14 protein-coding genes are annotated in these 18938 nt (G+C 37.0%); 6 read left to right on the top strand and 8 right to left on the bottom strand.

Going from position 1 to position 18938, the window contains the following annotated elements:
* Positions 1-70: 70 nt before the first annotated feature.
* The 3 genes from guaB to ACFINI_RS04765 all read right to left on the bottom strand — a co-directional run bounded on the left by guaB (position 71) and on the right by ACFINI_RS04765 (position 5080).
* A complete protein-coding gene (gene guaB, locus ACFINI_RS04755; protein WP_375611846.1) occupies positions 71-1570 on the bottom strand; it encodes an IMP dehydrogenase in 1500 nt (499 codons plus the stop codon).
* 150 nt (positions 1571-1720) lie between these two features.
* A complete protein-coding gene (locus ACFINI_RS04760) occupies positions 1721-3292 on the bottom strand; it encodes a phospholipase D family protein (RefSeq protein WP_375646354.1) in 1572 nt (523 codons plus the stop codon).
* A gap of 402 nt (positions 3293-3694) precedes the next feature.
* The gene (locus tag ACFINI_RS04765) at positions 3695-5080 is read right to left on the bottom strand and encodes a sigma-54-dependent transcriptional regulator (RefSeq protein WP_375611848.1); all 1386 of its coding nucleotides are present in this window, start codon (positions 5078-5080) and stop codon (positions 3695-3697) included.
* A gap of 253 nt (positions 5081-5333) precedes the next feature.
* Between ACFINI_RS04765 and ACFINI_RS04770 the strand changes: the two genes are divergently transcribed.
* Complete coding sequence (locus tag ACFINI_RS04770; protein ID WP_375611849.1) at positions 5334-5693, top strand: hypothetical protein; 360 nt, start codon at positions 5334-5336, stop codon at positions 5691-5693.
* A gap of 277 nt (positions 5694-5970) precedes the next feature.
* Here ACFINI_RS04770 and ACFINI_RS04775 read toward each other — a convergent pair whose 3' ends face one another.
* Both ACFINI_RS04775 and ACFINI_RS04780 read right to left on the bottom strand, forming a co-directional pair.
* Positions 5971-6963: an SIS domain-containing protein gene (locus ACFINI_RS04775; protein WP_375611850.1), complete on the bottom strand. Its 993-nt coding sequence runs from the start codon at positions 6961-6963 to the stop codon at positions 5971-5973.
* 39 nt (positions 6964-7002) lie between these two features.
* Complete coding sequence (locus tag ACFINI_RS04780; protein WP_375646359.1) at positions 7003-7893, bottom strand: UTP--glucose-1-phosphate uridylyltransferase; 891 nt, start codon at positions 7891-7893, stop codon at positions 7003-7005.
* 265 nt (positions 7894-8158) lie between these two features.
* On the opposite strand from ACFINI_RS04780, the gene ACFINI_RS04785 reads away from it, so the two are divergent.
* Together ACFINI_RS04785 and ACFINI_RS04790 are read left to right on the top strand one after the other, a co-directional pair.
* A complete protein-coding gene (locus ACFINI_RS04785) occupies positions 8159-9415 on the top strand; it encodes a lytic murein transglycosylase (RefSeq protein WP_375646362.1) in 1257 nt (418 codons plus the stop codon).
* A gap of 14 nt (positions 9416-9429) precedes the next feature.
* Complete coding sequence (locus tag ACFINI_RS04790) at positions 9430-10506, top strand: SGNH family hydrolase (protein ID WP_375621168.1); 1077 nt, start codon at positions 9430-9432, stop codon at positions 10504-10506.
* Between the two features lie 162 nt (positions 10507-10668).
* Here ACFINI_RS04790 and ACFINI_RS04795 read toward each other — a convergent pair whose 3' ends face one another.
* On the bottom strand, positions 10669-12693 hold the full coding sequence (locus tag ACFINI_RS04795; protein ID WP_375621167.1) for a M3 family metallopeptidase: 2025 nt from the start codon (positions 12691-12693) through the stop codon (positions 10669-10671).
* Positions 12694-13090: 397 nt separating this feature from the next.
* Between ACFINI_RS04795 and mgtE the strand changes: the two genes are divergently transcribed.
* The 3 genes from mgtE to ppa all read left to right on the top strand — a co-directional run bounded on the left by mgtE (position 13091) and on the right by ppa (position 18158).
* The gene (gene mgtE / locus ACFINI_RS04800; RefSeq protein ID WP_375646366.1) at positions 13091-14467 is read left to right on the top strand and encodes a magnesium transporter; all 1377 of its coding nucleotides are present in this window, start codon (positions 13091-13093) and stop codon (positions 14465-14467) included.
* A gap of 1265 nt (positions 14468-15732) precedes the next feature.
* A complete protein-coding gene (gene typA / locus ACFINI_RS04805) occupies positions 15733-17559 on the top strand; it encodes a translational GTPase TypA (RefSeq protein WP_375646369.1) in 1827 nt (608 codons plus the stop codon).
* A 68-nt stretch (positions 17560-17627) separates the two neighbouring features.
* A complete protein-coding gene (gene ppa, locus ACFINI_RS04810; RefSeq protein ID WP_375646374.1) occupies positions 17628-18158 on the top strand; it encodes an inorganic diphosphatase in 531 nt (176 codons plus the stop codon).
* Positions 18159-18211: 53 nt separating this feature from the next.
* Here ppa and ACFINI_RS04815 read toward each other — a convergent pair whose 3' ends face one another.
* Together ACFINI_RS04815 and ACFINI_RS04820 are read right to left on the bottom strand one after the other, a co-directional pair.
* Positions 18212-18526: a DUF167 domain-containing protein gene (locus ACFINI_RS04815; RefSeq protein WP_375646378.1), complete on the bottom strand. Its 315-nt coding sequence runs from the start codon at positions 18524-18526 to the stop codon at positions 18212-18214.
* Positions 18527-18548: 22 nt separating this feature from the next.
* The gene (locus ACFINI_RS04820) at positions 18549-18842 is read right to left on the bottom strand and encodes a YggT family protein (protein WP_375646382.1); all 294 of its coding nucleotides are present in this window, start codon (positions 18840-18842) and stop codon (positions 18549-18551) included.
* Positions 18843-18938 lie beyond the last annotated feature (96 nt).

The following is an 18938-nucleotide window of genomic DNA, read 5'->3' on the forward strand; positions in this document are numbered from 1 at the left end:
AGCGCAGTCTCTCTTTCTTGTTCTCGGAAAATTTTATATTTATGCAATATGATATTAGGCTCTTGTATCTTTAAACTGGCCCACGATAATTTGGACTCTCTCGTGTGATAGAAACATCATGCGTATGACTTTCATGGAGTCCCGCATTCGTAATACGTACAAACGTTGCTTTTTCACGAAACTCTACGAGATCTTTTGCTCCAACATACCCCATCGAAGCACGAAGTCCACCAGCAAGCTGATGTAGAACTGATGCTATAGGACCTTTATAAGCCACCTGCCCCTCCACACCTTCAGGAACCAACTTAAGTTCATCACGAACATCATCTTGAAAATAGCGATCTGCCGATCCTCGTGCCATAGCACCAACAGATCCCATGCCGCGATAAGCTTTAAAGGATCGTCCTTGATAAAGATAGACTTCGCCAGGACTTTCTTCTGTACCCGCTAAAAGAGAGCCAATCATAGCAGCACAAGCCCCACCTGCTAAGGCTTTAGCAAAATCACCCGAAGCTTTTATCCCCCCATCAGCAATAACGGGAATGCCCGCTTTTTCAGCAACTTCTGCAGCATTCATAATGGCTGCAAGCTGAGGAACACCAACACCTGCAACAATTCGCGTTGTGCAAATAGAACCAGGACCAATCCCAACTTTTATAGCATCCGCACCACTGTCAATCAAAGCCTGTGTTGCTTGAGCAGTCGCCACATTACCAGCAATAATAGCTGGAGAAAACATCATTTTTTTAATACGCTCAACAGTGTCTAATACACGCTGAGAATGTCCATGTGCAGTATCAATTACTAGAATATCAACGCCTGCATCAATTAATCGTTCAGCCCGCTCAAACCCATCGTTCCCTACACTACTTGCAGCTGCAACACGCAAGCGACCTTGTGAATCTTTGGCAGCGTTTGGATTTAATTTTGCTTTTTCAATATCCTTAACTGTTATCAGTCCGACACAACGATTCTGTTCATCCACAACTAATAATTTTTCAATACGATGATGATGTAAAAGATACTTCGCTTCACTGAGTTGAACATTTTCACGCACTGTGATTAAATTTTCATGCGTCATTAATTCATAAATTTTTTGTTTAGGATCCGATGCAAAACGCACATCCCTATTTGTCAAAATGCCAACAAGCCGTCCAGCAGTTTCACCTTTAGCACCATTTTCAACAACCGGAATACCGGAAATACCATGAGAGCGCATCAAAGATTTTGCTTCTTCAAGTGTTGCATCTGGTCCAATGGTGACTGGATTAACAACCATACCAGATTCAAACTTTTTTACTTGGCGAACTTCTTCTGCCTGCTCTGCAGGAGACATATTACGATGAATAACCCCAAGACCACCAGCTTGAGCCATAGCAATTGCCAAACGCGATTCTGTTACCGTATCCATTGCCGCAGAAAGCAATGGCAAATTGAGCTTAATATCCGCTGCAATGCGCGTACTGAGATCCACTTGACTAGGCATAACAAGAGAATGACCGGGTTGTAAAAGTACATCATCAAAAGTCAGTGCCAATGCACCTGTCCCCGTTTCAACAATCTTTGCCATATCAAAATTCCTTTTATAATAAAACACCGCAAGAAGCTTTAAAATACAACTGCGGTTCTCATACATGGTAGATTGGCAAAAAATTATGCCATGCTACAAACAAAATGAAAAGAAAAATAAATATTTTTTTTAAGTGTGGTTTATAAAAATTTACAATTGTGATTCAATAGGTAACCAACTTATTATTTTTGCAAATGCGCGACGCCAAAAATTGCTTTCTGGCTCATAGTCAATGCTATATTTTTTTTCATTTTCAATAAAATCCCAATAAATACGATTATTATCACCAAGACGCAGATGATAGCTCATTTCCCCTGTGGTTTCTTCAGAAAACAACAAATCTAATCTTGCTGTAATGGGAGCACATTCAAAAAGAATGCCCATTTCTGTATTTAATGATGCTGATCTTGGATCAAAATTTAAAGATCCAATAAAAGCTGTTTTACGATCAATTAAAAAAGCTTTGGCATGTAGACTTGCCTTACTCGATCGAAACAATCGTAACCCATGAGTATTGCCTTCCGCTTTTAATTCATAAAGATTAACACCACTTTTCAACAATGCCTTACGATAAGGTACATAACCACCATGCACTAATGCTACATCAGTAGCTGCTAAAGAATTTGTCAGAATTTTGACATCAACACCTTTTGAAACCAAATTACTAAAATTCTGCGTGCCAACCTTACCAGGAACAAAATAAGGTGACGTAATCTGAACCGTTTTTTGGGCATTTCCAATAACCTTTGAAAGTGCCTTCATAAGCCAATTACTTGCTTTTTTACGCAATGCTTTTTCTGGAGGGTCAGAAAGAACAACAACTTTGTCTGCTAAAAATAACCGCTTTCCTGTTTGGATAAAACAATTAAAGTTAATGTGCTCTTTGACATAATCTAAATAAACTTTTGCAACTTTGGAATCACGAAACTTTCGTAATTTATCTTTCCAATAGCTAAGATCACTTGCGCTTTTAGGAACAACCAAAGTATGAATTGGCAAAACAACAGTACTATTCCAAAAATCATCAAAGATACTTTCTACCTTTTTAACAGAAGGACCGATTAACATCAAATCTAAATCTCGAAAATGGGATTCTTTACCAGCATCAAAATAAGAATCTGCAAGATTACGTCCTCCTACAAAAGCGACCCTGCCATCAACAATAAAAGCTTTATTATGCATTCTACGTGTTACAGTAATTGCCCGTAATATAATTTCTAAACCACGGCGTAAACCACCTTTACGCGATCGCCCTGGATTAAACATTCTCACCTCAATGTGAGGATGTTTATCTAGCGCAATATAAGCTGGATCACGTGCCTGAGCATTAATATCATCCAAAAGAAGCCGTACCCGAACCCCTCGATCAGCTGCCTCAACTATTTCACTTAATAATAGGCGCCCCGTTAAATCATCATCCCAAATATAATACATCAGATCAAGGCTACGCCCAGCCTCTGCAGCTCCTATTGCCCGAACACAAAACGCATCCAAATTGCTGATAATGAGGGAAAGGGCATCTTTATCAATCCCCAATCCATTTTCTTTCTCAGCTAATTGACTGACGATACGATCAAGCTTAGTTTCATCTTTCTGAAGAGGTAACGCATAAGAACATTTTCCCCTAGCATTTTTCACAAAACGCCCATAGGTGTAGATTGCCAACATAGATGCAATAAAAAAAAAGAGGACAAAACCAATAACAATCTGTAAAAGAGTCAAAGAGGGCAAACTTTCTATTTTAAACTATCACATCATCAGTAATGCAAACGATAACACTAATCACTTTATCTTAATCGTATAGCAGATAAAATGCCACTTCTTGCTTAAGAGAGTATAAATTTAATATTGATGATACAAAAATTTTAGCGGTAGTATTTAAAAGTTTTTAAAAATGCTTCTCTGTTTTAATAAATGTAAACTTAACTAAAATTGTATAAATTGAAACAAACGATTAAAATAGTCACATAAAATTTATATTTGATTTAAATCAACAAAATCATCCACTATAGATAAATTTTACAATAAATGATTGTTTTCTTCAGCTTTCCCCCACGGACTTTATCAAAATTCACTCTATTTTTTGAAACGCTTGCTTGTCATGAAGAGAAATTTGTTATGAATTTACTTTCGTTCTTGATTTCTTATTGCTCTCAATTCTTCCATTTTTCTATAAAGTGTAGAGCGACCAATATGAAGGCGACGCGCAATCTCACTCATATGTCCTTTATAATGTTTAATCGCTTTCTCTATAATATCATGCTCCATTTCTGCAAAAGTACGTACATGCCCATCAGTATTCAAAAATTTTATCGATTCTTGCTCATTATCTTCTTGCATATTACCCTCAATGATATTGGGAACATTCATTAATGAATTTCCCATTAATTGCGGAAAATCTCGAACAGTTAATAACGGTCCTTCACTGAGTAAAATCGCACGAAATAAAAAGGTTTCAAGCTCATTTCTATTGCCAGGCCAATCATACTGCATAAGCAAGGAAAGAGCAGAGCCTGCTAAACCATGGACATGTGATCGCCCTGTTTCTGTGATAATGCGATCAATCAAACGTTGTGTGATCTCTGGAAAATCATCCCTTAATTCTCGTAAAGCAGGAACGCTAATAGACAAGTGAGAAAATTGTTCAAACAAACTATGCAAAAAAAAGTTCTCATTAACCAAGTCCTTTAAACGCGATGTTGAAATAGCGATGATCCGAAAAGGAAAAAAATCTCCTTTTGTATCCCTTTCCCTTTCTTTAAGGTAATGAGCAAACCGTTTTTGCTGTATGGGCTCAAGTCGATCAATATCACAAAGGCAAAGTGTCCCTTTTTCAAGAGAAGAAACCAATGGTAGGAATTCTTTAAACCACTGCTGATTTTCTTCTTCTGGATCAACGATGGCTGAACATTGAAAGCGAACAAAAACACCCTCCGAAAATAATCCCTCATGATGAATAATCCGAGCTAATGTCTCACGTCCTGTTCCAGCTTCTCCCTCTATCAAAAGATTCTGTAAAGAAGTTGCTGCTTGTCTCGATTGTTCTAATACTATCTGCATAGCTCTACTTTTTACGCAAAGATCAGAAAACCGTAAATGATTCTCTTTTTTTCGCCGAATATCTCGAACCTCATGCTCTAAGGCAGAAATAAGAGCAAGGATATCCAAAGTAACTCTTACACGTAATAATGTTACTGGATGGATCCAATAATCAATAGCTCCAGCTGTTAAAGCTTTCTGGAGTAAATGCTGATTCTCTTGTTGTGCTATAACGACAATAGGAACAGAAACACCAGCAACTCTAATCATTTTAATCAAATCGCTCACACTCAAATCACTCATAACGACATCAAGGAGTGCAAGCACAATGTTTTTACGCCTGTGTAAAAGATCAATCGTACGGAGACCATTTTCTGCTTCAATGACACGATAACCAAAACCTCGCAGCATAGAAGAAAGTTCTATACGTCTTCCATAATCTTCACTCGCAACAAGAATGGGACCAACCATAATGTCAATAATCTCCTTTGAGACTACTTAGCAGCTTAATATAAAAATTGTTGTAAACCATAAGAAATATTTTACCTCTTGTGTTTCACTTACGAAATTCATCAAGCTGTCAATTAAATACAACATTAAGGCATTTTTTTCCATTTTTTTGCTTTTTCATTGATTTTTATCAAATTTTTCATATTGACTCATGGGGTAATTTAATAATGTTATAGAAACTAGAGAGCAAAATAATCTAAATAGAGTGCAATAAATGAAACATACCTATCATATTTTATGTCTTACAATTACCGCCTTGCTGTTAAGTGCCTGTAACTTTTCGCGATATTATAACTCAAATATGCCAACTGGAATTGATGGAAAATGGGTTGATGAGAATGGTATTATTTCTTCTTTCCACAATGGTGTTTTTGAAACGCATGCAGCAGATACAGAAGAAAAACTATCAGAAGGAGCATATAATTATCTCAATGCCCAAAATATAGAAATTGAAATACGCTCTATTCTCCGTGGAACAATTTCTAGAGTCAATTGTACAATGTCATATGACGCCACACAACTTCTCTGCACCTCACATACAGGAGCACAGTTTTTCCTTAAGCGGAAATCTTAACAAAGTACAAGGGAAACCTCTCTTAAGAACAGAGGGAGCACACATATTAAGCAGGAGGCGATATCCTTTCTCCTCCTGATAGAAAATCCTCTCTAAAATACGCAAAGAGGCTGGTATAATCTTTACCCTGAAAATTTTCTAAACATTATGAAATGCGTAAAATAATCATTTTCTTCCACAAAATATCAGTAAAGCCACCTCACAATAAAATTGTAACTTTGTATCCTGCAATCTATTTCAACCTAAAATAACATTTTATTTGATAGGGAACTTTAATCTAAGCAGCTCCAATGCGCAAAAGATCATGAAAATGAACAATTCCTATCGGTTTTTTATCTTCAACCACAAAAAATGCACCAATCTGATGATCATTAATAAAAGCTGTTGCTGCACCAACAAGTGTATTTGGCTTTACAACTTTAGGAGCTTTGGTCATCACCTCGTCAACATTAAATTTTGATAAATTAAAATGAATGTTACGTGCAAGATCGCCATCAGTTACAATTCCGATTAGTTCACCTTCTTGATTCACAACACCAACACAACCAAAATGTTTTTCCACCAAAACATTCATCGCTTCAGTCATAGCTGTTCCCTGCATAACCAAAGGAATATTATCACCCTCATGCATAATATCACACACGTATTTAAGGCTTGCACCAAGAGAACCACCAGGATGATATATTTTGAAATCCGTTGCGGTAAAACCACGCATTTCTAAAAGAGAAACCGCTAATGCATCTCCCATTGCCAATTGCATAATTGTTGAAGTTGTAGGGGCTAAACCATGGGGGCAAGCCTCTTCTATCTTTGGTAATAATAGCACAATATCAGCTTGCCGCCCTAACACAGAGTGCTTACTTGATGTCATCGCAATAAGGGGAATACGAAAACGCGCCGCATAACTCATAATACCACTTAACTCTTGAGTTTCACCAGACCATGATAAAGCAAGAATAACGTCATCAGAGCCAATCATACCAAGATCACCATGATTGGCTTCTGCAGCGTGCACAAAAAAGGCAGGTGTTCCAGTTGAGGCTAAGGTTGCTGCAATTTTTGTCCCTATATGACCACTTTTTCCAAGACCAGTAATGACCACATGTCCACGCGCATTTCTAATAGTTTGAACAGCCGCTTCAAAAGAAGAAGAAAGACTTTCCAGCAGAGCTTTTTCAAGAGCTTCAAGCCCCTGCTTTTCACTAGCAAGTGTTTTAAGCGCTGATGCTACTGCACCTTGCAAAGCCATATGAGGAGACGGTATTGTCATAATCAAATTCGATCAATAAAATTAAGTGAGGGATCTATATCACTTTTCAACATTAATGGTTTCCAGTAAATTTTTCAATGAAGCAGAAACGTGGCTGTGCATATCAGCGCGTGCCAAAGAAAATGCAACGTTGGCTTCAATAAAACCAGCTTTAGAACCGCAATCAAAAGTGCGCCCTTTTACTTGCAAACCCAAAAAATCTTGCTCATTTGAAAGCCGCATCATAGCATCTGTTAATTGAATTTCATTTCCTGTTCCCCGTTCTTGAGTGGAAAGAATATTAAAAATTTCTGGCTGCAAAATATAACGTCCATTGATGTACAAATTTGATGGTGCCGTTCCTTGTGCCGGTTTCTCTACCATTTTTGTGATTTCAAAACCATTTGCAATCTGTTTGCCTTTCCCAACAATACCATATTTATGTGTTTCTCTAGGATCGCATTCCTGAACTGCTATAATATTCCCCCCACCCACCTTTTCATAAAGGCTCATCATTTCAGAAAGACAGCCCTTTTTCGCCTGTATCAACATATCGGGTAATAATAAAGCAAAAGGTTCCCCTGCAACTAATTCACGCGCACACCAAAGAGCATGCCCTAATCCCAAAGGTTGTTGTTGCCGAGTGAAAGAAGTTGACCCTGGTAATGGCTGTAAACGGTATAAGTGTGCAAGATCTTCTTTCTTTCCACATTCAGCAAGTGTCATGTATAATTCAACTTGCGCATCAAAATAATCCTCAATGACTGCTTTGTTACGTCCAGTCACAAAAATAAAATGCTCAATACCAGCTTCCCTCGCCTCATCCACAACATATTGAATAACAGGTTTATCAACAACTGTTAGCATTTCTTTAGGAATCGTTTTTGTCGCAGGAAGGAAACGCGTACCAAGACCTGCTACTGGGAATACTGCTTTCCGGATTTTACGCACACTCACCCTCCTCAATGAATTCATATAACTTTTTTGTTTTATTTATCATATGTTTTTACGAAATGGTAAAAAAGATATCTTATTGTTTTGATTATCATTATAATGGGCAATCAAAATGTAAAAAGAGTCTGAGAATTTATTGAAAGGATTAAAACGAATTATTTATTTCAGTTTTTTCCTCTTCTTGATCATATTATCGATTAAACTAAATACAAAATAAAGTTATTGCACATCTAATGAATTGAATATTAATGGGGATTTCAAAATGCAAAAAACAGAATTGAAGACTTTCTCTTTTTTAGAGAAGTCAATAGCTTGGAGAACTCTTTTCACTGTCTCTGCCGTTATTTTTTCTGCTTTTTTTATGTTTTTTATATCCCTTTCATATGCTGATAGCGGATTTAAACACTGGATTAAAGAATTTAAAAAAATAGCTATTGCTCACAATATTACCCCTTCTACGTTTCATATGGCGTTTAAAGGTGTTAATGCCATTGATCCTGAAGTTCTAAAAAGCGCCGCATACCAACCGGAATTTGTTGCTCCTTCCTGGAACTATTTCGATAATCGTGTCCATGATATCGCAATTCTGGAAGGACGGCGCCAAGCAAAAAAATGGAACAAATGGCTTCTTCAAATTGAAGAACGTTTTGGTGTTGACCGTAATATTCTGCTTGCTATTTGGTCAATGGAAAGCAATTATGGGAAAATTTTAGCCAATAAAAGTGTAATGCGTGATGCCATTCGCTCACTTGCAACCCTAGCCTATGCCGATAAAAAACGCGAAAAATACGCATATACACAGCTGATTGCTGCTATGAAAATTCTACAAAGTGGTGAAATTAAACGCTCTCAACTCACTGGATCTTGGGCCGGAGCATTGGGACATACACAATTTATTCCAAGCAGTTATCTCGCCTATGCTGTTGATATAAATCAAGATGGACGGCGTGATATCTGGAACTTTGTTCCAGATGCTCTGGCTACTGCTGCTAACCTTCTCCACAAAAATGGCTGGCAACCTAATCTTATTTGGGGAGTAGAGGTAAAAGTGCCGCAGGGGAAAAACCTTCCTGAAGGCTGGTATTCCTTTGAACAATGGAAAAAATTAGGTGTAAAACACGCAAATGGGCACCCTCTTCCTACATCAGCTGAACAAGCAATATTAAAATATCCAGATGGAGCAAAAGGACCTATATTTTTAGTCACAAAAAATTTCTTTGTTCTGAAACATTATAATAATGCAGATCGTTATGCGTTTGCTGTTTCCCTTCTTGCTGATCGTATTGCTGGACATCTTGGATTAGTGCATGATTGGCAAAGACCTTTTCAGCCTATTACCTTCCAAGAGTGCAAAGAACTGCAATCTCGCTTAAGTGCATTGGGATATTATAAAGGAGATATTGATGGACAAATCGGAACAGCCTCTCGCAAAGCAATCAAAGCTTTTCAGCTGCATTACGGTCTAAAAGAAAATGGATATCCATCATCTCAAGTGCTTTTTCTCCTTCGCAAACAATAATGGAGACTAAGGTTTTGTCTTCTTTTCGCCTGATATACTTGACATTATTGCTGTTTTCACTTTCTATTGTGGGGATCTTACAGCCATCCCCAAGTAAAGCAACGAACTTCTTCAAATGGTTATCACAACAAAACAAACAGACACAGCAGCCACCGCAAATTATAGAACAAAAAATAGACAAGCCGCAAAAAAAGATCGTAACACAAAAAAACATACAAAAGCTAAAAAATGAGAATGCAAAACGCATTCTTGTTGTAGGGGATTTTGCAGCCTCCGCTGTTGCCGATGCACTTAAAAAGTTTTTTATAAATAATAGCGATATCGTTATCATGAACAACACAATACCAGCTTCCGGCTTAGTTCGAACGGATTATTATTCTTGGCAAAGCAATATTTCTAAACTCATTGACCAAAATAGCCCCGATGTTATTATCATGATGATCGGTGCAAATGATAATCAACCCATCACAGTCTCTCATAACATGATTAACACAGATCAGTCAGAATGGATACGCATCTACAAACAAAGAATTATCGAAATTACTGAAAGTCTTCACGCCTCTGGAAAATCATGGATATGGATAGGTCAACCTTCTTTTGGAAATGACCTTTTGACACAAAAAATGAAAATTTTTAATGCGCTCTATAAACAAGAAACAGAAACAGCAGGAGGGTATTTTCTCGATATCTGGAGCGGCTTTAGTGATGAAGAAGGAATTTTTTCTTTTTCAGGCTATGATATTAATGGAAAAACAACCAAATTACGCACCAATAATGGCATGCATTTCACCCCTGAAGGAAAGAAAAAAATTGCCTCTTATTTAGAAAAACCATTGAAAAATATTTTAAATTTTCACGCCTTTTCTCATGAAAATTCATACTCAACCGATAAAGCTATTCAAAAACTTATACAAGAATCAGAGAATCAAGAGCGGAGTAAAATTATGCGTCAGCTTCCAATGAGCCTCGATGATATGGTACAAAAAAACACTCACCTTTTAGGCAAAAGAAAGTCAAGTTTTATAAAAAAATCATGGTTTCCACCAAATGGGCATCAAAAAGATCGAGCTGATAATTTTTCTTTCCCATAATGTCTATTTAAAATACAAAATCTATTTTCCTCTATAAACAAAAAGCGAATAAGATAAAAAACTCTGTTTACAGAGCTATAATGAAGAGAAAATTTGCATAAATCGCAACTGTACCTTTCGAATAATATGAAAACGGCATGGTGTTAACCATACCGTTATATCTTATAGTCCACGTTTGTTAATCATTGCCTCTGGTAAAGGCATTCGTCCCCGAAAAGCTTTATAAAGCTCCTCTGGATCACGACTTCCTCCAGCGGAGTAAATAAAACGTTTCAACTTATCAGCAAGCTCTGAATTAAAAACATCTCCCGTTTCTTCAAAAGCTTGAAAAGCATCAGCATCAAGCACTTCCGACCACATATAAGAATAGTAACCAGATGCATAACCATCTCCCGCAAACACGTGCATAAAATGTGGGGGACGATGACGCATAATAATTGTATCAGGCATTTGCAGCTTTTCTAATTCTTGGCGTTCAAACACTGTTGGATCAGTGACTGTTTCGCCTTGATGAAAAGCCATATCCACTAAAGCTGATGAGATAAATTCAACGGCAGAAAATCCTGCATTAAATGTCTGTGCTACTAAGACTTTATCTATCAACTCTTGTGGCATAGGATGACCTGTTTTTGTATGTATAGCATAAGATTTTAATATCTCTGGTACTGTTAACCAATGTTCGTAAAGTTGAGAAGGTAGCTCAACAAAATCACGTGAAACAGATGTTCCCGACACAGATGGCCATGTGACATCAGAAAGCAAACCATGCAATGCATGTCCAAATTCGTGGAAAAGCGTACGTGCATCATCAAGTGATAAAAGAGCAACTTCCCCTTTAGGTGGTTTAGCAAAATTACAAACATTGTAGATAATAGGCTTTTGTCCGCCATCCAATTTATGTTGTGATTGCAAACTACTCATCCACGCACCGGAGCGTTTTGAAGAACGCGCAAAATAATCACCAATAAAATGCCCAAGTAGACTTCCATCAGACTTTTTTACTTCCCACAAACGTGCATCAGGATGCCAAAGTGTAACAGCGTTTTTTTCTTCAAATGTAATGCTAAAGAGTTTTTCGGCTACCCCAAAAGCCGCTTTAATCATAAGATCAAGCTGAAAATAATATTTAATCTCAGCGCTATCGAAAGAAAGTTTTTCAGTGCGAAGTCTTTCAGCATAATAACGCCAATCCCAAGCAGCTAAAGATTCATTGCTGCCCTGATTGTTGGCAAAATTTTGTAAGTCAATTTGCTCAGTAGAAGCTTTCGCTCTTGCGCGCTTCCATACAGGCATAAGCAAATCCATAACGGAATCAACACTTTTAGCCATAGTATTATCGAGCTTCAAATCTGCGAAAGATTTATATCCCAATAATTTAGCCTGCTCATCTCGAAGCGCAACAATCTCTACAATAATTGTTTTATTATCATTCTTGTTATTATTTTCACCACGTTTAGCCCAAGCTTGGAATGCAACCTCACGCAAATCACGACGATCAGAGAATTTTAAAAAAGGTTCAACAATCGAACGTGCTAGTGTTAATGCATACGCTTCTTCATTGCCTCTTTCACACGCAATTTCCTTCATTGAAGCAATGAGATCTTGCGGTAAACCAGATAAGTCTGTTTGTTTTAAAAACAGAATCCATTCAGCTTCATCATTTAAGACATTTTGTCCAAAAGTAGCATTTAAAAAAGCAAGTCTTTCATTAATTTCCAAAAGCCGTTTCTTAGCTTTTTCATCGAGTTTTGCCCCATGACAAACAAACTTTTTCCACCATAATTCAAGAACACGTGTTGTTTCACTCTCAAATGTGCCCAGCTGCGACTGTTTATAAAGTACATCTATTTTCGCAAATATCCGCGCATCCATCATCATTTTTGAAGAATAACGAGAAAGTTTTACAACGAACTCTTGCTCTAGCTGTTGAATTAATACATTCGTATGAGCACTGGTGCGTAAGAAAAATATTGAACAGACACGATCAAGCGCTTTGCCGCAAAGCTCAAAAGGCTGCAAAAAATTCTCAAGCGTTGGTGGTTCTTGCACCATCGCAATTGCCTCTAGTTCTTCTTCTGCTTCTTGAAGTGCCTGTTCAAAAGCGGGTTTAAAATCTTCGTCACTTATAGAAGAAAAATCAGGAAGACCTGAAAATCCCTTCCAGTCCAGCACTGCTGCTTTTGTCATAATACTTTATGTCTCCATTATAAATTTAAACTGTAACAATTATCTTTACGACACAAATTGATAACATACTAAAACTATTTCGTAAGTTTCAAAACTACCTTTCAAAACGCTATTGAATAAAAAACCTGAAAATCGTAAACTGCATTAAAGAAATGATGGTAAAATCAGAACTGATTTTTACATTTACGTTTTTATATTATCCTCAAATTAAGCTGTATTCTCGTTTTAGTGATTCAGAAACTTGTTTATAACTTATAATTTACCCTTGACTTTACTTCAAATATTAACAATTGGGAATATAGTTGGGGAGTTTTTTTAAATCTTCCATAAACTTTTGTTTTTATCTCATCTATTATATAGATTTACAACTCTCCAACTCTTCAGGAGGTACTTTATCATGACTGAAATCAAAACGGCCTTCGACTTCAAAAATTTTTCTCCTGAAGCTCTCGCTGAAAAGTTAAAGAACCAGCATTTTGCAGACTCTATTGATATCATCAATGACCTCGATATCATGGAACGTGTAACTATTCTTAGTCTTCTGCCTCTTGATTATGTTATCGAACTTTTTGATAAACCAGAGCTTGAGCAACCTGCTGCCATCCTAGAACTTCTCCCTATAAATCGTGCTGTTGAAATTCTTGACGGCATGTCTGCTGATGCTGCTGCAGACGTCTTTCAAGAAATGAATAAGAAAACCCGTACACGACTTTATGCCTTGCTTAACCCCTTAACGCGCGCTGAACTTAAAAAACTCACCAGTTATCCTGATCATACAGCAGGAGCACTGATGACAACAGAGTTTATAGCCGTTCCTTCAAACTGGACCATACAAAAAACTTTGGATCACATTCGTGAGGTCGAGCGAACACGTGAAACAGTTTATACCAGCTATGTAATTGACCCCAAAACAGGTACTCTTCTCAAAGCTGTTTCCCTGCGTAACCTTATTCTTGCCTCACCTGATGAACAAATTCTTAATGTCCCTACCCATGACTCGCCCATTACAATATCACCTTTCACACATCATGAAGATATCGCACGCCTTTTCCAGCGCCATGATCTTCTCTCTGTGCCTGTAGTTGATGAAAGTAACCATGTCATTGGCATTGTAACCGTTGATGACGTGCTTGATACTATGGTCGATGAAATGAATGAAGATGCCTATAAATTTGGGGGTATGGAAGCACTTAATAAGCCCTATATGCAAATTAAGTTTCCTGAAATGATGAAAAAACGCGGAGGCTGGCTCGCTTTACTCTTTATCGGTGAAATGCTGACAGCAAGCGCTATGCAACATTTCGAAACAGAACTCGAAAAAGCGATTATTCTTACACTGTTCATACCTCTCATTATGAGCTCAGGAGGAAATTCCGGCTCACAGGCTACATCCCTTATTATACGTGCATTGGCTTTACGTGAACTCACGTTGAAAGACTGGTGGAAAGTGATCATTCGTGAAATTCCAACAGGACTATCCCTTGGTCTCTTACTAGGAATTATTGGTGTTACGCGCATTGCTCTTTGGCAAAAACTAGGTATCTACGACTATGGCCAACATTGGATTGCTATTTCGACAACAGTGGGTACAGCTTTAGTTGGAATCGTTACCTTTGGTTCTCTTTCTGGATCTATGTTGCCTTTTATTCTTAAAGGTTTAAAATTTGATCCAGCAAGTGCTTCTGCTCCTTTTGTGGCAACTTTAGTAGATGTCATGGGCATTATAATCTACTTTTCTGTAGCTTCTCTCATTTTGTCAGGAACTCTTCTTTAAACATGTAAAGTAAAAACTCTTACTTATGGAAAAATCTTGTCATGTAACCTAAGATTCTTTCCATAAGAGAATAAGCTTTATTATTTATTTTCTAGCGCACCGCTCTATAGATAATTTATTATTTTTTTGAATAACAGCTCCGAATAACGTAATTTTACCTCATCATAAAGCTTCTCATATTAAATCGATTAAAGTCATCTTCTTGCCAGTCACAAACGAGATCGGTGTATGGCTAAAAACTATTCAAGAAAAAATAAAATACTTCTTATATCCTCTCTCTCGTATCAAAAACTGGCGCAATATTGACAGCTGAGAAAGAATAATAATGATGATACTCAACAGGCTTTATATTTCTTCACAAAGGCGTTAATAGTATACTATTCGCGTATGTTATATCATTTATGAGCCCTATCATGGAATGGATGTAGTGTACGTTAAGTAATCTCTCTTAAGTACATGAATATGCAACAAAAAGTATATTCTGTTTAAAGTGTTCTGTTTGGCATGAAAAGCATACTCCTATTAGAGAGTGCAATTAACAAAAGTGTAAGGCAATGCACTATCTCCATGGTTTAAAAGATATTACTTTAGATGCTTTTGAAATCATAAATTGGATTAACGGCAAAGATGGGAATTTTCTTTGGATGCCTTCATATTCTTTCTAAATAAGACTGTATTCCGGGTTCATAAATAAATCAAACAGATATAACTCTTGCCCTAATCTGGCATACAAAAGCTAGAACTTCTTATAAAATTCTTAATCGTCTCAATATTTACCTCAAATACACGGTTGCATTAGATCTGGATTTTGATTGACAAGTTATGGAATAAGAAAAAGCTTTATTTAGAATAAAAATATTGTAAAGTTGTCAATAAATTGGCTATGGATTAAGAGATATTCCGGATTTTTAGCAATCTCTTTGCAAAACAACAACCACAATATCGCTAGCTTTATACTTACTTACTCTTACAAGAATTCATATAAATTTCTTGTGTCATATTGATAAAAATCAAATTGACTGTGATTTTTGGGATAATTTTTAGCTCGAGAATAGAACATACGTACTATAAAAAACTTTTACGAAGCTTCAGAAATCGAAGCTCAATAGAGCCTTAAAGACTTGGATAAATAGTTTTGCCATAAAAATATTGCCTCCATCTTCCAAAATTATAAAAAAACATGTAAAAGGTTTTTTAATAGTCAGGCAAAGAATGTAAAGACTTTGCCTCAAATGAAATTTCATTAAACGAAAAGAAGAAAATTTATGCAATTGCGTAACATTGCCATCATTGCCCACGTTGACCATGGGAAAACAACGCTTGTAGACGGGCTTCTCAAGCAATCAGGAAACTTCCGTGATAATCAGCGTACAAGCGAACGTATGATGGATTCAAACGATATTGAGAAAGAACGCGGAATTACAATCCTAGCGAAAGTGACATCTGTTGTTTGGAAAGATACTCGAATTAATATTGTTGATACACCAGGACACGCCGACTTTGGTGGAGAAGTTGAACGCATCCTCAATATGGTTGATGGAGCCATTGTACTTGTTGATGCTGCTGAAGGACCAATGCCACAAACAAAATTTGTTGTTGGCAAAGCATTGAAAGTAGGATTGCGCCCTATTGTTGCTATTAATAAAATTGACCGACCGGATGCACGCGTTGATGAAGTCATCAATGAGGTTTTTGACCTTTTCGCTGCTCTTGATGCAACCGATGAACAGCTTGATTTTCCTATTCTTTATGGATCTGGACGCGATGGATGGATGGCTGAAGCCCCTGAAGGACCAAAAGATCAGGGATTAGGTCCTTTATTTGATCTTGTGACGCAGCATGTCCCTTCTCCTAGTGTAGCAGAAGGACCGTTTCGCATGATTGGAACTATTCTTGAAGCGGATCCGTTTTTGGGACGAATTATTACAGGACGGATTCATTCTGGCTCTTTAAAACCCAATCAAAATGTCAAGGTTCTTGGACAAGATGGAAAACTTTTAGAAACTGGGCGTATTTCAAAAATTTTAGCGTTTCGTGGCTTAGAACGGCAACCTATTGAAGAAGGAAGTGCTGGTGATATTGTTGCGATTGCAGGTCTACAAAAAGGTACCGTTGCTGATACTTTCTGTGACCATACTGTCAATGAACCCCTTACTGCCCAACCAATTGATCCTCCTACTGTTACTATGAGTTTTCTCGTCAACGATAGTCCCCTTGCTGGAACTGAAGGCGATAAAGTAACAAGTCGTGTCATTCGTGACCGATTGTTAAAAGAAGCAGAAGGCAATGTTGCTCTTAAAATTGAAGAATCAGCCGATAAAGATTCTTTCTACGTTTCAGGACGAGGAGAATTACAGCTTGCAGTTCTCATTGAAAATATGCGCCGTGAAGGATTTGAACTTAGTGTTTCACGCCCACGTGTTGTTATGCAAAAAGATGAAAATGGAATAACTCTTGAGCCAATCGAAGAAGTTGTTATCGATGTTGATGAAGAATATTCCGGTACTGTTGTACAAAAAATGTCTGAACGTAAAGGCGAAATGGTGGAATTACGTCCTTCTGGAGGTAATCGTGTCCGCCTTGTCTTTTATGCACCAACCCGAGGACTCATTGGTTATCAATCTGAACTTTTAACGGACACACGTGGTACAGCAATTATGAATCGCCTTTTCCATGCTTATGAACCTTATAAAGGAGACATTGCTGGTCGTGTTAATGGTGTTATGATTTCAAATGACAACGGTGAATCTGTCGCTTATGCTCTTTTTAATCTTGAAGATCGTGGACCTATGATCATCGATGCGGGTGTGAAAGTCTATCAAGGTATGATTATTGGCATCCACTCAAGAGATAATGACTTAGAAGTCAATGTCTTAAAAGGGAAAAAACTCACCAATATGCGCGCTTCTGGAAAAGATGAGGCCGTAAAGTTAACGCCTCCCATTAAAATGACATTAGAACGCGCCTTATCGTGGATACAAGATGATGAACTTGTGGAAGTAACCCCTAAAAATATTCGTCTCCGCAAACTCTATCTTGATCCTAATGAACGTAAACGTTTTGAAAAAACACGTACATCAATTTCAAGTTAATTTCATAATCTCTTTGGTAAAATATTTAATTGTATTGAGCCTCACTATATTCCAGAAAGGATGTCTCTATGAATATTAAGGAAATACCCATAGGCAAAAATCCACCAGAAGATATTAACGTTATTGTGGAAGTCTCCCTTGGTGGGCAACCAATAAAATATGAGATGGATAAAAAGTCGGGTGCATTATTTGTTGACCGTTTTCTTCATACATCAATGGTTTATCCTGGAAATTACGGTTTTGTCCCTCATACGCTTTCAGATGATGGTGATCCTATTGATGTCCTTATCTGTAATACCCGTCCACTTATGCCTGGTTGTGTTATCAATGTTCGCCCCATCGGAGCTCTAATGATGGAAGATGATGGTGGTAAAGATGAAAAAATTATTGCCATTCCCACGCCAAAATTAACAAAACGCTATATCAATATTCATGACTATACAGACCTGCCCGAGATTACACTTAAACAAATTGAACATTTCTTCAAGCATTACAAAGATCTGGAACCTGGAAAATGGGCTAAAATTGAAGGATGGCGTGATAAAAACTTTGCGCATGAATTAATTAAGCAAGCTGTTGAGCGCAATAAAAAAATATAACGATTTTAATAAAATAAAGCCTATTTAAAAATAGGCTTTATTCTTTATTTTTTCTACGAGATGCAATCTCTAAAGGATTGCCATATCTGCTTTAGCTCTTCTAAATGTGTTGAAAAATAAAGTTGTTTGTAGCGAGATATTGCACCGTTTTTCAGAGAAATAGAAGAAGATGGTATTCTCCATTGCTTCGCAAGAAATTTAATGAGAGCTTTATTCGCTTTTCCATCTTCAGGAACAGCACGAAGGCGTATAACCAGATATTGTTTTTCACCATCCCTACATTCAATCCCTATTATTTTGTCAACGGATGATTTAGGAATGAGATATACAAACAAAATCAAGTTATTTTCATCAACTTGATAAAACATGTATTCGCCTCAAATAATATTTCTATGCATACATGTTTGCGTAAACACGCCACATGAAAGTACGAATAAAATAAATAATAATAAAAACTACAATAGGTGAAATATCAATTGTTCCAAAATTTGGTAAAATTTGCCGGATACGGCTTAGAATGGGATTTGTAAGACGATATAGAAAGCTTCCTATCAAAATAACAAAGCGATTGCGTGAATTTATGATATTAAAGACATAAAGCCAAGAAAAAATGACACTAGCGATTAAAATATCAATATAAATCTCAAAAATCAAATCAATCGTTCGAAGCAATGCATAAATCATGCGTCATCCCTTTCAATCAAGGAAACAGAAGAGCGTATAGAAAACCTTCATTAAAGCAGGTCTGTGTATCAAAAAATGGTTTTATATTTCAATACT

This window comes from Bartonella sp. AA56HLJMS (genome assembly GCF_042197145.1).
Taxonomy (GTDB): domain Bacteria; phylum Pseudomonadota; class Alphaproteobacteria; order Rhizobiales; family Rhizobiaceae; genus Bartonella.